Raw genomic sequence first — 13,675 nt, 5'->3', positions numbered from 1 at the left:
CCACATTTGCCAGCATCGGGTTCGCCCATTTCCCTCCTTGGCCACCGACAAAGAACTCAACGACTTCCTGAAGAGCGTGGACCGCCGCGCCTTCAAACGCACCGCCTATTTGGTGCGTGACGATGATGGCGCACTGGACATCGTCCAAGACGCCATGATCAAGCTGGCGGAAAAATACTTCGACCGCCCGGCGGCCGAGTTGCCGCTGTTGTTTCAGCGCATCTTGTCGAACGCGACCATGGATTGGTTCCGGCGCCGCAAGACGCGCACAGCCGTCATGCAAAACATGTCGGACTTCGAATCCAACGACCCCGACAGCGATTTTGACCTCATGCAGATGCTGGAGGGCCAGGACGGCGCCCTGGGCGCGCTCAGCGCGGCCGACGAGGTTTCGCGGGTGCAAATCTTGCATGCGATTGAAGCCGAGGTGGCTGAATTGCCCGAACGTCAACGGGAAGCCTTCCTGCTGCGTTACTGGGAGGAGTTGGACGTCGCGGAGACGGCCGCCGTCATGGGTTGCTCGGAAGGCAGCGTGAAAACGCACTGCTCGCGCGCCACTCATTCATTGGCAAAATCGCTCAAGGCCAAGGGGATCACACTATGAATACAACAACACATTTCGCGCAGGAGTTGGACGCCCGCGTGGCACGCTTTGGCCTCAGCGTGGCGGCCAGCCTGAGCGAGGCGAACGACACCCTGCCCCACGATATTTCCGAGCGCCTGCGCGTCGCCCGCGACCAAGCCATGCTGCGCGCCCGCTCGGCCCGTGCCGCCCAGGTGCAATTGGCGCCCAAAACGGTGCAGAACACCGTGCAAATGGGCGCCACTCTGGGCTTGAGCGGCGGCCCTTCGCCGCGCTGGCTCAAGTTCGCCTCTGTTTTGCCCCTGCTGATGTTGGTGCTGGGCTTGGCGCTGATTCAGGAAAGCCAGTGGTACCAGCAAATCAATGCCTCGGCCGAGGTCGACACCGCCTTGCTGGCCGACCACCTGCCGCCCGCCGCCTACAGCGACCCCGGCTTCACGGAATACCTGAGCGAAGAACAACAGTGATGATGGGTTTTGCATGAGAGAGTCAGCTATCGCCTTCGCACTGGTTTTCACGCCATGGCTGAGTTGGGCCCAGGTCAGTGACAGCGCCTCTGCACCCGTGGCGGCGCCACCAGCCGGCATTACCGCCGCCGCCAGCGCGGCCCCGGTAGCGGCGCCAGCCATTAGCTTGGCCGCATCTGCCCCAGCCACAGCCAAGCCAACGCCCATTCCGCGCACCACCAGCTCGCCGCTCTTGCCGGCCCCGGCCTGGAAGAGCCTGAACCCAGCCCAGCAGGCGGCCTTGCAGCCCCTGGAGCGGGACTGGAACACGATAGACGACTTCGGCCGTAGCAAATGGCTGGAGATTGCGGCCCGCTACCCAGCCCTGCCCGCGGTGGAGCAGGCCCGCCTGCAAGAACGCATGCACAGCTGGGCCCGCATGAGCCCGGCCGAGCGCCAGCAAGCGCGCCTGAGCTTCCAAGATGCTCAGCAGCTCAAACCAGACGCCCGCCAAGCCAAATGGGAGGCCTACCAGGCCCTGACGCCAGAGCAACGCCAAGCCTTGACCGAAAAGGCAGTGAGCAAGCAGATCAAGCGCAATGCAGCACCCGGCCAGCCAGTTGCCGGCGCACAGCAGCAGCAAGCCAAATCCAACCTGATTCCCTCCACCAGCAAGGGCTTGCCGAATCGTTCGGTGGCTCCGGCCGTGGTGCAGGCCAAGTCGGGCGCCAGCACGGTGCTCATCAACCAGCGCCTGAGCCAGCCCAGCCATCAGCAAGCCGGTCAGACCAAGGTGTTTGCCGACCCCAGCTTGGTGGACAGCAAGACCCTCTTGCCCAAACGCACGCCACCGCCCCAGCAATGAGTTCCACTGAGACGACAACTGCCGCCCCCTATGAGCGGCCCGGTCTGGCGCGCCGCATGGCCGCCTTCATGTATGAAGGCGTGCTGCTTTTCGGCGTGGTTTTTGTGGCGGGCTATTTCTTCTCGGCCATGACCCAACAACGCCACGCCATGCAGGGCCAGCATGCCTTGCAGGCCTTTTTATTCGCGGTGCTGGGCATTTATTTCGCCTGGTTTTGGTCGCGCGGCGGCCAGACGGTGGCAATGAAGGCCTGGCATATCCGCGTGGTGGACAGCCAAGGTCGCGCCTTAAGCCAAGCCCGCGCCTTGGCGCGCTATGTGCTGAGCTATCTGTGGTTTGTGCCCGCGCTGCTCAGCGCCTGGGCCTCAGGCCTGCACAGCACCGGCGCCATCATGGGCGCCCTGCTCGCCGGCATTGCCGCCTATGCCGTGCTGGCATTGCTGCTGCCGCAAAAACAGTTTTTGCATGACGTGCTGTGTGGGACGCAGCTGATCACTCAGCTGCCGATCAAGCGCGCTGAAAAACACGCGCTGAACAGCACTCGCTAAAAGCTTAAACCGCGTCTTCGTCGGTCTCGCCGGTGCGGATACGCACCACCTGCTCCACCGGCGTGACGAAGATCTTGCCGTCGCCGATCTTGCCGGTCTTGGCGGCTTTCAGGATGGCGTCGATGCAGCGCTCCACATCCTCGTCCTTGACCACCACCTCGACCTTCACCTTGGGCAAGAAGTCGACCACATACTCGGCGCCGCGATACAGCTCGGTGTGGCCCTTCTGACGGCCAAAACCCTTGACCTCGGTAACGGTCAGGCCGGAAGCGCCCACCTCGGCCAGTGACTCACGCACTTCGTCGAGCTTGAATGGTTTGATGATGGCGGTGATCTGCTTCATGGACTTGGGTCTCCGAATGGTCAATAAAAAGGCTTGCTTGATTTAAGCACGGAACTTTGAAGTGATTGGGTAGCGCCAATCACGACCGAAAGCGCGGTGGGTGATGCGTATGCCCACCGGCGCCTGCCGACGCTTGTATTCGTTGATCTTGATCAGGCGGGTGACGCGCTCCACATCGGCCGGGGCATAGCCGGCCTGGATGATGTCCGCGATGGACTGATCCTGCTCCATGTAGAGCGCCAAGATGCCGTCCAGCACCTCGTAAGGCGGCAGACTGTCTTGATCCTTCTGGTCGGGCCGCAGTTCGGCCGAAGGCGGGCGCGTGATGATGCGCTCCGGGATCACCGGGCCAATGCTGCCATCGGCGCGCCGTGTGGGCTGCTGATTCTTCCAGTTAGCCAGGCGAAACACCAAGGTCTTCGCTACATCCTTGATGACCGCAAAGCCCCCAGCCATATCGCCGTAAAGCGTGCAGTAGCCGGTGGCCATCTCGCTCTTGTTGCCGGTGGTCAGCACAATCGCGCCGAATTTATTGGACAAGGCCATCAGCAAAGTGCCGCGGATGCGTGCCTGAATATTCTCTTCGGTGGCATCCAGCGGCAGGCCGGCGAACTCATCGGCCAGGCCGGCGTTGAAGGCCTCGAACATGGGCACGATCGATTTCTCGTCGTAGCGCACGCCCAGGCGCTCGGCCATATCGCGGGCATCGATCCAGGAAATATCGGCCGTGTAGGGCGAAGGCATCATCACCGTGCGCACGCGGTCGGCCCCCAGGGCATCCACGGCAATCGCCAGCACCAGGGCCGAATCGATGCCGCCGGACAAGCCGATGATGGCGCCGGGAAAACCGTTCTTGCCGATGTAATCACGCACGCCGGTGACCAGGGCGGCCCAGGCTTGCGCCTCCATTTCCGGCAGGGGCACGACCTGACCCTCAACGCTGCCGTCGGCGCTCACCTCGACCAGGGTCAAGGCTTCTTCAAACATCGGCGCGCGCGCCGCGATCTGGCCACGCGCGTCCAGCGCAAACGAGGCGCCGTCAAACACCACCTCATCCTGGCCGCCGACCAGGTGCGAATACAGCAGCGGCAGGCCCACATCGGCGACCCGCTCGGCCATGCGCTGTTCGCGCTCTTCGACCTTGCCCAAATGGAAGGGTGAGGCATTGAGGACGCACAGCACCTGGGCGCCAGCAGCCTTGGCGGCGCGCGCCGGCTCGGCAAACCAGGCGTCTTCACAAATCGTCAGGCCAAAGCGCAGGCCATCGACATCGAACACCACCGGCGCTTCGCCGGCATCACGGCCGGAGACGAAGTAGCGGCGCTCATCAAACACCTGGTAGTTGGGCAATTCACGCTTGCAATAGGTCTGCAAGACCTGTCCCCCTGCCAGCACCGAGGCGGCATTGAAGCGGGCCGGCACGGCCCAGCTTTTGCTGCGCTGCTCGGCCGCACCGGCCTGCTGATGGGGGTGGCCCACCACCAGATGCAGGCCCACGCAATCGCGCAGCTCATGGGCGATCCAGCGCAAGGCCTCATCACAGGCCTCGATGAAAGCCGGACGCAGCAAAAGGTCTTCCGGGGGGTAGCCACACAGGCTCAGCTCTGGCGTGAGCAACAATCGGGCGCCTGCGGCGTGCGCGCGACGGCCCCACTCGACCATCTTTTGGGCATTGCCTTGGATGTCACCGACGGTGACATTGATTTGCGCCAGCGCGACTTTGACGGACATGAGGATTTGGATTGAATACGAGGCCGCACGATTATGTCATTCGGGTTCACAGCGACCCGCACGCGCTGCCAATGGACGCCTGGAACGCACTGCTCACCGCCGCCGCCCAGCCCACCCCCTTCATGCGCCTGGAATACCTGCGGGCCCTGCATGCATCAGGTAGTGCCGTGGCCGCCAGTGGCTGGCTCGCGCAGTTCATCAGCGTGTGGCTGGACGAGACCCTGGTGGCCGCCTGCCCGGCCTATCTGAAAAGCCACTCCTACGGCGAATATGTGTTTGACTGGGCCTGGGCCGATGCCTACCAGCGCCATGGCCTGGCCTACTACCCCAAGCTGCTGGTGGCGGTGCCTTTCACGCCGGTGCCGGGCAGCCGCTTGCTGGCCAGCGACGACGCCGCGCGCAGCGCCTTGATGCAAGGCTTGCAGGCGCTGGCCAGCCAGCAAAAGCTCTCATCCGCCCACCTGCTTTTTGGCACCGAGCAAGACCACGCGGCCGCACAGCATCAGGGCTGGATGGCGCGCCATGGCGTGCAGTTTCATTGGCAAAACCGCCAGCCCCTGCCCTACGCATCCTTCGAGGAATTTCTCGCCTCGATGCAACGTGAGAAGCGCAAAAAGATCCAGCAAGAGCAGCGCCGTGTGCGCGAGGCCGGCATTGTTTTTGAAGCCCGCGAAGGCGGGCAAATCACGCCGGCTGACTGGGACTTTTTCTACCGCTGCTACCAACTCACCTACCGCGCACACCACAGCACCCCCTACCTAACGCGCGATTTCTTCACCCAGATGAGCGAGCACATGGCAGCCAACTGGCTGCTCTTCATCGCCAAGCGGGAGGATGGCGAGCGGGTCGCCGCATCACTGATCGCGATTGACCCCAGCACCGGCGCAGCCTACGGCCGCTACTGGGGCGCACTGGAGAGCATCTCCTGCCTGCACTTCGATGCCTGCTACTACCAACCGCTGCAATGGTGCATTAGCAAAGGCTACCGCCGCTTCGAGGGCGGGGCCCAGGGCGAGCACAAGATGGCGCGTGGCCTGCTGCCGGTACCCACCCAGTCCAGCCATTGGCTGGCGCATGCCGGCTTCAGCGATGCGGTGGCAGACTTTCTGGCCCAAGAAGGCCAGGCCATGCGCGGCTACGTCAATGAGTTGGAATCCCACCTGCCCTTCAAGCCCGAGCCATAAAAAAAGCGCCGTGCTTTCGCGCGGCGCTTTTACTGGACAGGCTTGAAACAAAGGCTTAGGCCTTGTTAGCGGCCTGGTAGGCGGCCATGCCCGAGACGATCTCGGCCTTGGCGGCTTCTGGGCCTTCCCAGCCCTTGACCTTGACCCACTTATTGGGCTCCAGGTCTTTGTAGTGCTCGAAGAAATGCTGGATCGCGTTGAGGCGCATCTTGTTGACGTCCTCAGGCTTTTGCCAGTGGGTGTACATCGGCAAGATCTTGTCGATGGGCACGGCCAGCAGCTTGGCGTCGCCGCCAGCTTCGTCGTCCATCTGCAAGACGCCGATGGCGCGGCAAGTCACCACCACACCAGGGGTCAGCGCGAAGGGGGTGATCACCAGCACATCCACCGGGTCGCCGTCGTCAGACAGCGTTTGCGGGATGTAGCCATAGTTGCACGGATAGTGCATGGCCGTGGTCATGAAGCGGTCGACGAAGAGCGCGCCGCTCTCCTTGTCCACTTCATACTTGATCGGATCGGCATTCATCGGGATCTCGATGATGACGTTGAATTGCTCGGGCGCCTTGGCGCCAGGGGTCACGTTGTGCAGGCTCATGGGATTGTCAATTTGCCGAGGGGAAACCCGGATTCTAAGGGCAGGCCTTGCCCAGAACTGACGTGATGATGATTCCAATCCACACACCCTTGTTTACCCGCACACATTGGGTAAACACCCACACGCCTCAATTGCATTGCCGCAAGCCCATCCCTTAAGCTCAAGTGGCGTGACCTGACCCCAAAAGGCGCAGGCCTATTTGCATACGGACATTCCATCCATTACGGCAATCACTAGAACGGGAGACAGCTACATGTCGACGAGTTTGGCGCTGTATTTTGCTTTGGCCTGCGGCTTCGCCGCGGTGCTCTATGGCTTCATTCAAAGAAGCTGGATCTTGAGCCAGGACGCGGGCAATGCCCGCATGCAGGAGATCGCTGCGGCGATTCAACAAGGTGCCGCCGCCTATCTGGCGCGGCAGTACAAAACCATTGCCATCGTGGGCGTGGTCTTGACTCTGTTGATCGCCGTGTTTCTGGACTACATCACGGCCGTTGGCTTTGTGCTGGGCGCGTTCTTGTCCGGCGCCTGCGGCTTCATCGGCATGAATGTGTCGGTGCGGGCGAATGTACGCACCGCTCAAGCCGCGACCAAGGGCATTGGCCCGGCGCTGGACGTGGCCTTCAAGGGCGGCGCCATCACCGGCATGTTGGTGGTGGGCCTCGGCCTGCTGGGTGTGAGCCTGTTCTTCTGGTACTTGAGCGGCGGCGAGAAGGTTGACGCCGCCACCCTGAAGCCGCTGCTGGGCTTTGCCTTCGGCTCCTCGCTGATCTCGATCTTCGCCCGCTTGGGCGGCGGCATCTTCACCAAGGGCGCCGATGTGGGCGCGGACTTGGTGGGCAAGGTGGAAGCCGGCATCCCCGAGGATGACCCACGCAACCCGGCCGTGATTGCCGACAACGTGGGCGACAACGTCGGCGACTGCGCCGGCATGGCGGCCGACTTGTTCGAAACCTACGCCGTCACCCTGATCGCCACCATGACGCTAGGCGCCTTGATGGTGGCCAACGCGCCAATGGCAGCGGTGCTTTACCCGCTGATGCTGGGTGGCGTGTCCATCATCGCCTCCATCATCGGCTGCTACTTCGTCAAGGCCTCGCCAGGGATGAAGAATGTGATGCCGGCCTTGTACAAAGGCCTGGCGGTGGCGGGTCTGCTGTCCCTGATCGCCTTCTACTTCGTCACCAATGCCGTCATCCCGGATGACGCCCTGGGCGCAGGCACGCAGCTGCGCCTGTTCGGCGCCTGCGCCGTGGGCCTGGTGCTGACGGCCGCCCTGGTCTGGGTGACTGAGTTCTACACCGGCACGCAGTACTCGCCGGTGCAACACATCGCCCAGGCCTCCACCACAGGCCACGGCACCAACATCATTGCCGGCCTGGGCGTGTCGATGCGCTCCACCGCTTGGCCGGTGCTGTTTGTTTGCGCGGCCATTTTGTGCGCCTATCAACTGGGCGGCCTGTACGGCATCGCCGTCGCGGCCACCTCCATGCTCAGCATGGCCGGCATCGTGGTGGCCCTGGATGCCTACGGCCCCATCACTGACAACGCTGGCGGCATCGCCGAGATGTCCGAGTTGCCCAAGGAAGTACGCGATGTGACCGACCCGCTGGATGCCGTGGGCAACACCACCAAGGCCGTCACCAAGGGCTATGCCATTGGCTCGGCGGGCTTGGCCGCGCTGGTCTTGTTCGCCGACTACACCCATTCGCTGGAAAGCCGCGGCATCTCGGTGGCCTTTGATTTGAGCGACCCCAAGGTGATCGTCGGCCTGTTCATTGGCGGCCTGATCCCCTATCTGTTCGGCGCCATGGCGATGGAGGCTGTGGGCCGGGCGGCTGGCGCGGTGGTGGTGGAAGTCCGGCGCCAGTTCCGCGACATCAAAGGCATCATGGACGGCAGCGGTAAGCCCGAATACGGCACCGCCGTCGACATGCTGACCACGGCAGCCATCAAGGAGATGATCATCCCCTCGCTGCTGCCCGTCGTTGTGCCGGTGCTAGTTGGCTTGCTCTTAGGCCCGGCCGCCTTGGGTGGCTTGCTGATGGGCACCATCGTCACAGGCCTCTTCGTTGCCATCTCGATGTGCACCGGCGGCGGCGCCTGGGACAACGCAAAGAAGTACATTGAGGACGGCCACCATGGCGGCAAGGGCTCGGAAGCACACAAGGCCGCCGTCACCGGCGACACCGTGGGCGACCCTTACAAGGACACGGCCGGCCCGGCGGTCAACCCACTGATCAAGATCATCAACATCGTGGCCCTGCTGATCGTGCCGCTACTGCCCGCAACCGTCAGTACCAAACCCGTGGCAGCAGCCCCGCATGCTGCCACCGCGCCCGTGCTGGCCGATGCGCCCAGCCTGCGCACCAATGCCGACGGTTCGGTCGCCTTCTACTTTGCCAGCGGCAAGGCAGAGTTGGCGGCGGATGCGGCAGGCGCGCTGGCGGCCGTCGTCAGCGGCGCTGCGGCGGGCAAGCAGGTGATTCTCAGCGGCTACACCGACGCCAGCGGTGACCCGGCCAAGAATGAGGAATTGGCCAAGCAGCGCGCCTTTGCGGTGCGCGACGCGCTCAAAGCCGCCGGCATCGCTGAGGACAAGATCGAGCTGAAAAAGCCCGAAGTGCTGACCGGCAGCGGTGACGCCGCCGAGGGCCGCCGCGTCGAAGTACGCTTGCAGCCCTGAGCTGCCGAGGGACTCAGGTTCAGACGATGGAATAAACAGCCCGCATGCGGGCTGTTTCTACTTTGAAGCGCCCCACTAACAGGCCACAATCAGCCCATCCGAAAATGCAGCCCGAACAGCCCCACATGTCGATGTCCTCTTCCGCGCTGTCCCGCCATGGCTTAGAACGCCGCCGCAGCCAGCTGAATGATCTGCATCGCTTTCTGGCTCAACAGGAGCAGACCTTCGTCACGCTGCGCGAGCAGGTCCAGGCATTCGTGGATCGCTACACCAGCAACTTGGGCGAGCATTACCTGGAACTGGACGCGCTGGAGTCGCAGCTGCATTGCGCCACCCATTACCTCGCCGAGGCTTTGCGCCGCAACGGCATCGAAGTGCCCTTGCCACGCGCCCCGCAGGCCACCGCCCTGCCGGTGTTGCCTCAGCTGCCCACAGGCACGGCCCTGCCGGCCCCGCCGGAAGCCGGCCAGGTCGAGTTGGCACCGCCCAGCTTGAAGACCTTGTATCGCCGCGCAGCCATGCGCATGCACCCGGACTTTGCCGCCAGCACGGTCGAGCGCCAGCGCCGCGAACAGGCCATGATGACGGTCAATGAGGCCTATGCCGCCAACAATCGCACGCAGCTTGAGGCCTTGCTACTGGCTGCGGGCGAAAGCCCCTTGCGGGTGATGGGCGGCAACGCCGATGCCATGCAGACCTGGCTGACCCGCAGCGAGCAAATGGTGCAGGGGCGGCTGCGCGTGGTGCAAGCGCATTTGATCGCCCTGCAAGCTCACCCCATGCATCAGCTCTGGCAAGCCATTGCGCAGGCCGAACTCAAGGGCCTGGATCCCCTGTGCGTGATGGCCAACCGCCTGCGTAGCCAAATCCAAGAACGCCGCCGCGAGCTCTACATCGGCCAGCGCCTGCTGCCTGAATCCAGCCTGGCCCAAGCTTTTTTGCGCCGCCGCGTGGAACGCATGGGTGTGGCCCCCATGGCTGGCGCCGCAAGCAGCCAGCAAGCTAGGCGCAGCGCGCCGGCTGAGCAGACGCTGTAAACCAGCGTTAGCCCTAAGCCTAAGCGGGCCTGTCGGCATGGCCTCGCCACGCTATCAACCAAGCTCGCCGCTCGACTGGCCCAATCTGGCCCAGCAAGCCTCAATCCGCCGAGAGTGAAATGGTGGCCGGCGCCACCGGCAGCGGCAACTCACGCCCCTCCCACAGCAAGGGCTTGCCATCCGCTGCAGCGCGCGGCAGGCTCATGCTGCCAGGCCAAACCAGGCGAGTCGGCGCACCGGCTTGCTCCAGCGTCAAGCGCCAACCCCAATCCGTGCGTTCAAGCGCATAACTCAAGGGCCCGTAAGCCGTGGCAAGCCCGCGCACGGTCACATCGCCCTGGCTCAGCCAATCTGGCTTGAAACCCGCACCGATCAACAACTGACCTGGCTTTTCGCGCTCAAAAGCGAAGATGTCCAAAGCCGCGCGGATAAAGTCGGATGACACCCAGGCATGCGGCATCTCGCCCAGAAAGCGCGGCTCGCGCGCTTCCGGCAGCACCACCTCGGCCCATTGATTCCAGCCCGCCGGGCGCTGATATTTGAAAAAGAAATCCAGCATGGCATGCGCGCGTTCAGCCTGGCCAAGACGCACGAAGGCGCCCACCGTGCGCAACTCATACGGGGTGTAGTCCGTCCACGTGCGCTGGCCTTCGCTGCGGGCATTCATCTCGCTCCAGTAGCGCTCAAAGGTGCCCGACAGCAAGCTGGCTGGCAGCGCGTCTTGCGCCTGCGCCGGGTCAAGCGCGATTGAAGACGAGGTCGGGTCGAAATCCCCTCGGTCTGCGGCGCCGGCAATGGTGTCGATATGGAAGCGTTTGGCCGTTGCGGCAATGCTGGCCATCAACTCACCCTGAAACTCATCTCGCTGCGCCGCCCATTGCTCAGCCTGCTGATGCTGGCCCATGCCGCGCGCCATGATGACCGCATCTTTGTAGCCACGCAGGGCCCAGAAATCGTCCCAGTAAGAGTAGGCCGGCTTGTCCGCATACCCTTCATGGCTGATCGATGGCGGCATCAGGCCAAACAAATGGGCCCGCTCAATTTGGCGGTTATTGCTCTTGCGCTCGCGCTGCCGCAGGCTCTCCATCCAGGCCATCACGGCTTGCACACGCGCCCAGTGATGTTGCAAGAAGTCATGGTCATGACCGTGCCGCCAGACCTCCGCCACGGCATAAAGGTATTGCCCTTGGCTGTCGTATTCATCCACAGGGTCGACCCCGCGCGCATCCACACAGCAAGGCACCTTGCCACCGACGAAGATTCGATCGGCATACCAGTCAACGAAATCGCGCGCGGACTCCAACTCGCCCATGCGCAACAAGGCCGCAGCCATCATCGCGCCTTCGCGTATCCAACTGCGCGGGTAGGACCGTGTGCCGGGGCGCAGCACGACGCCGTCGCGCGACATCAAGATATGGGCCAGTGAGCTGCGCACGCTGTTGACGATGGGCTGCGCGCGGGCTGGCGCCTGGATGCTGACGCGATTGAGACGCTCGCGCCAAAGTGCCGCCGCTAGATCCATTCGTTGGGCCAACTCCGCTGCTCCCAGCTGCCACACTCTGCTGGTTTTGACGTCGGAACCACCCAATGGCGCCACCCAACCCAAGGTGCGGGACTCGCCTGGGGCGAGCAAAAAGCGAAACTGCAACATGCCCGAGGCCAACTCTTGCGGATCGTTCAGGCTGCCAAGACTTGCGCCGCTCAGCAAAGCCTTGAGACTCAAGCCCCCGTCAAAAGGCAGGCCAGTGATGACGTGCGGCGCTTCGGTGGAGTGAGGCCCCGCCGCACCGTTCACCAGCAGTTCATTGTTCTGCCAGCGCAGGCTGCGCACCGCGCTCGCTCCGCCCGGCATCGTCAGGTACTGCTGCGGCGGGTTCACCTGCCAAGGGCGAATAGCCAGTGCGAGGGTGTAGAGCTGCTTGCGCTCGCTCGTGTTGCGCAGAACATAGCGCGCCAACAAACTGGGCGACTGGCGCGGGCCATCAGCTGCAGCCTCCACGTCTAGGCTGAACGCCGCATGTTGCCAATGCACCGAGGGCAGCGGCAAATAGCCATCGCGCAGGCTCTGCGTCACTGCCACGTTAGCCCAGTTGACTACCGTCCCATCGTCCAACTTCACAACAGGCTCGATGCTGTAGGCGCCGCGTCCGACCTCCAAAGCGCCGTCTTCGCTCATCAGCGCCGAACGCTGCCCCCCGCCATCCACACCCACCAGCGTCCAATAGTTCTGCTCACCTAACCAGGCTCGCGGAACATCACCACGCGGCACCTCGGCCCGAGGTCTATCCTGGGCCAAGTTCGCCAAGACAGCATTGATACTCGGCCATTGCGTAGCCGAGCGAAGCTCCAGCAAGGGTTGCGCCATCACACTAGATTTGATGCGCAACCACCGTGACTCACTGTCGGGCAAATAGACGGCATCCAAGCCACCGTCACTGCCCTTGACGGTGCGCAATGACTGCCAAGCCTTGCCATCCTGGGAAGACAAAATTTCGTAATTGATACCGCGAGCAAACGCCGGCCAGCGCAAGGCCAAACCATTGAACTCGCGCGGACTATGAAAATCGAAATCGACGAAACCGCTGTCCACCAGCACCTTGGGCTCGAGCGCATTGACTGGCTCAGGCACCCGTTCGATCAAACTGAGATTCGCCAAACACAATGAGCCCTTGCCACCGGCTCGGTCGCCGGTCCCAGAGGAAATGACAAACTCAATGCTTTGCGTGCCACGCAAGCGCTTGTCTTTCGCCGGCCCACCAGCGAACTCAATTTGCCTGCTGCGTAGCTTCAGCTCACTGTATTTGGACGGCAAAACAGTAGCTGGCTTGTTGGCCCACCAGGCGTTCTCGCCAGATCCATCAAGTAGCTTGATCTGCAAATCATTGGGCCCACCAGTACCCTTTAACTTGGTCAGCAACTCGAAGCGCTCAGGCCAGTTCACCGCCAAGTTACGTCGCATCACAACGGAGCCGACAACGCCGCCAAAGTCATAGTCCAGGCACAGGCCGCCACCGACCTCGTGGCGCAAACTGGCTCGAACCTGCTCAGAGCCCGATGCAGTCCACGGAGAACTTGCAACAGGCGCCCTCGCCGCCTTGCTGGCCTTTGTCGACGCCTGCGGCAGCGAGACGGCCTTGAAGTCATCCAGCACTTCCAAGCGTGTGCCCAACTTCTGCACCGGCGTTGGTTGATCCGCTGAACTCGACAAAGACATCATGGCCATCGCCATCGATATCAACGCCCCCACGACATCGCTTCGAATCAACCTCACTTGACGCTCCTCATCATTGAGCCAACTTCGCTCAATGCCCCAATAAGACGAAACCGCAGCTCGCTGGCACTGCCGCGCCAACGCGGCCCGGCCGTGCCCCTACCGCCAACGGGCAGACCCAAATTTCACGTTGTAGACGCGGCGGCTGAACTATGAACCGATTATGCAGGTACGGCCGAGAAGGCTACCCCAGTTCGCCCGAGTAGGCCATTTAAGCGATATGAAGTGAAGCACCTTTAGGCCATCAAAACGATAGATGACCAAACACAGCCGGGGCGACTGAATACCAAGAGCAAAAGTAACAGCGGCGCCCCAAAGCAAAAAACCCCCAACTCTTGCGAGCTGGGGGTTTTGCTTAATATTAGCCTGACGATGACCTACTTTCA

The 13,675-nt window shown here is 62.7% G+C and carries 11 protein-coding genes; 7 read left to right on the top strand and 4 right to left on the bottom strand.

Annotated features, from left to right (window positions below; genetic code table 11):
- Positions 1 to 37 precede the first annotated feature (37 nt).
- Genes AABB87_RS20335 through AABB87_RS20320 form a run of 4 tightly spaced genes read left to right on the top strand, consistent with a single transcriptional unit; the run spans position 38 to position 2,442 of the window.
- Positions 38 to 604, top strand: a complete 567-nt coding sequence (locus AABB87_RS20335; protein WP_058719020.1) for an RNA polymerase sigma factor — start codon at positions 38 to 40, stop codon at positions 602 to 604.
- Positions 601 to 1,050 (top strand): DUF3619 family protein, encoded by a 450-nt coding sequence (locus tag AABB87_RS20330; RefSeq protein WP_341973136.1) that lies wholly within the window; start codon positions 601 to 603, stop codon positions 1,048 to 1,050. The genes AABB87_RS20335 and AABB87_RS20330 overlap by 4 nt, the downstream gene beginning before the upstream one ends.
- 13 nt (positions 1,051 to 1,063) lie before the next feature.
- A complete protein-coding gene (locus AABB87_RS20325) occupies positions 1,064 to 1,894 on the top strand; it encodes a DUF3106 domain-containing protein (protein ID WP_341973135.1) in 831 nt (276 codons plus the stop codon).
- Positions 1,891 to 2,442 (top strand): RDD family protein, encoded by a 552-nt coding sequence (locus tag AABB87_RS20320; RefSeq protein ID WP_341973133.1) that lies wholly within the window; start codon positions 1,891 to 1,893, stop codon positions 2,440 to 2,442. Before AABB87_RS20325 ends, AABB87_RS20320 begins: the two co-directional genes overlap by 4 nt.
- A gap of 4 nt (positions 2,443 to 2,446) precedes the next feature.
- On the opposite strand, the gene AABB87_RS20315 is transcribed toward AABB87_RS20320, so the two are convergent.
- Both AABB87_RS20315 and AABB87_RS20310 read right to left on the bottom strand, forming a co-directional pair.
- Positions 2,447 to 2,785, bottom strand: a complete 339-nt coding sequence (locus tag AABB87_RS20315) for a P-II family nitrogen regulator (protein ID WP_058719017.1) — start codon at positions 2,783 to 2,785, stop codon at positions 2,447 to 2,449.
- 42 nt (positions 2,786 to 2,827) lie between these two features.
- A complete protein-coding gene (locus AABB87_RS20310; protein ID WP_341973131.1) occupies positions 2,828 to 4,516 on the bottom strand; it encodes an NAD+ synthase in 1,689 nt (562 codons plus the stop codon).
- A 71-nt stretch (positions 4,517 to 4,587) separates the two neighbouring features.
- Here AABB87_RS20310 and AABB87_RS20305 point away from each other — a divergent pair, with 71 nt between their 5' ends.
- Positions 4,588 to 5,700, top strand: a complete 1,113-nt coding sequence (locus AABB87_RS20305) for a GNAT family N-acetyltransferase (protein ID WP_341973129.1) — start codon at positions 4,588 to 4,590, stop codon at positions 5,698 to 5,700.
- Positions 5,701 to 5,755: 55 nt separating this feature from the next.
- Here the strand turns inward: AABB87_RS20305 and ppa are convergent, their stop codons facing one another.
- Positions 5,756 to 6,295 carry an inorganic diphosphatase gene (ppa, locus tag AABB87_RS20300; protein ID WP_058719014.1) on the bottom strand — a complete coding sequence of 180 codons (540 nt, stop codon included), beginning with the start codon at positions 6,293 to 6,295 and terminating at the stop codon, positions 5,756 to 5,758.
- Between the two features lie 253 nt (positions 6,296 to 6,548).
- Here ppa and AABB87_RS20295 point away from each other — a divergent pair, with 253 nt between their 5' ends.
- Together AABB87_RS20295 and AABB87_RS20290 are read left to right on the top strand one after the other, a co-directional pair.
- Entirely contained in the window at positions 6,549 to 8,981 is a 2,433-nt protein-coding gene (locus tag AABB87_RS20295; protein WP_341973128.1) for a sodium-translocating pyrophosphatase, read from the top strand.
- A gap of 125 nt (positions 8,982 to 9,106) precedes the next feature.
- Positions 9,107 to 10,018 (top strand): hypothetical protein, encoded by a 912-nt coding sequence (locus AABB87_RS20290; RefSeq protein ID WP_341973127.1) that lies wholly within the window; start codon positions 9,107 to 9,109, stop codon positions 10,016 to 10,018.
- A 100-nt stretch (positions 10,019 to 10,118) separates the two neighbouring features.
- On the opposite strand, the gene AABB87_RS20285 is transcribed toward AABB87_RS20290, so the two are convergent.
- The gene (locus tag AABB87_RS20285) at positions 10,119 to 13,289 is read right to left on the bottom strand and encodes a hypothetical protein (protein WP_341973126.1); all 3,171 of its coding nucleotides are present in this window, start codon (positions 13,287 to 13,289) and stop codon (positions 10,119 to 10,121) included.
- Between the last annotated feature and the right edge of the window lie 386 nt (positions 13,290 to 13,675).

The sequence above is a fragment of the Roseateles sp. PN1 genome (genome assembly GCF_038419725.1).
Taxonomy (GTDB): domain Bacteria; phylum Pseudomonadota; class Gammaproteobacteria; order Burkholderiales; family Burkholderiaceae_C; genus Paucibacter_A.
Note: the sequence above shows the minus strand (reverse complement) of the source record. Positions and strands in the feature narration are given on the sequence as shown.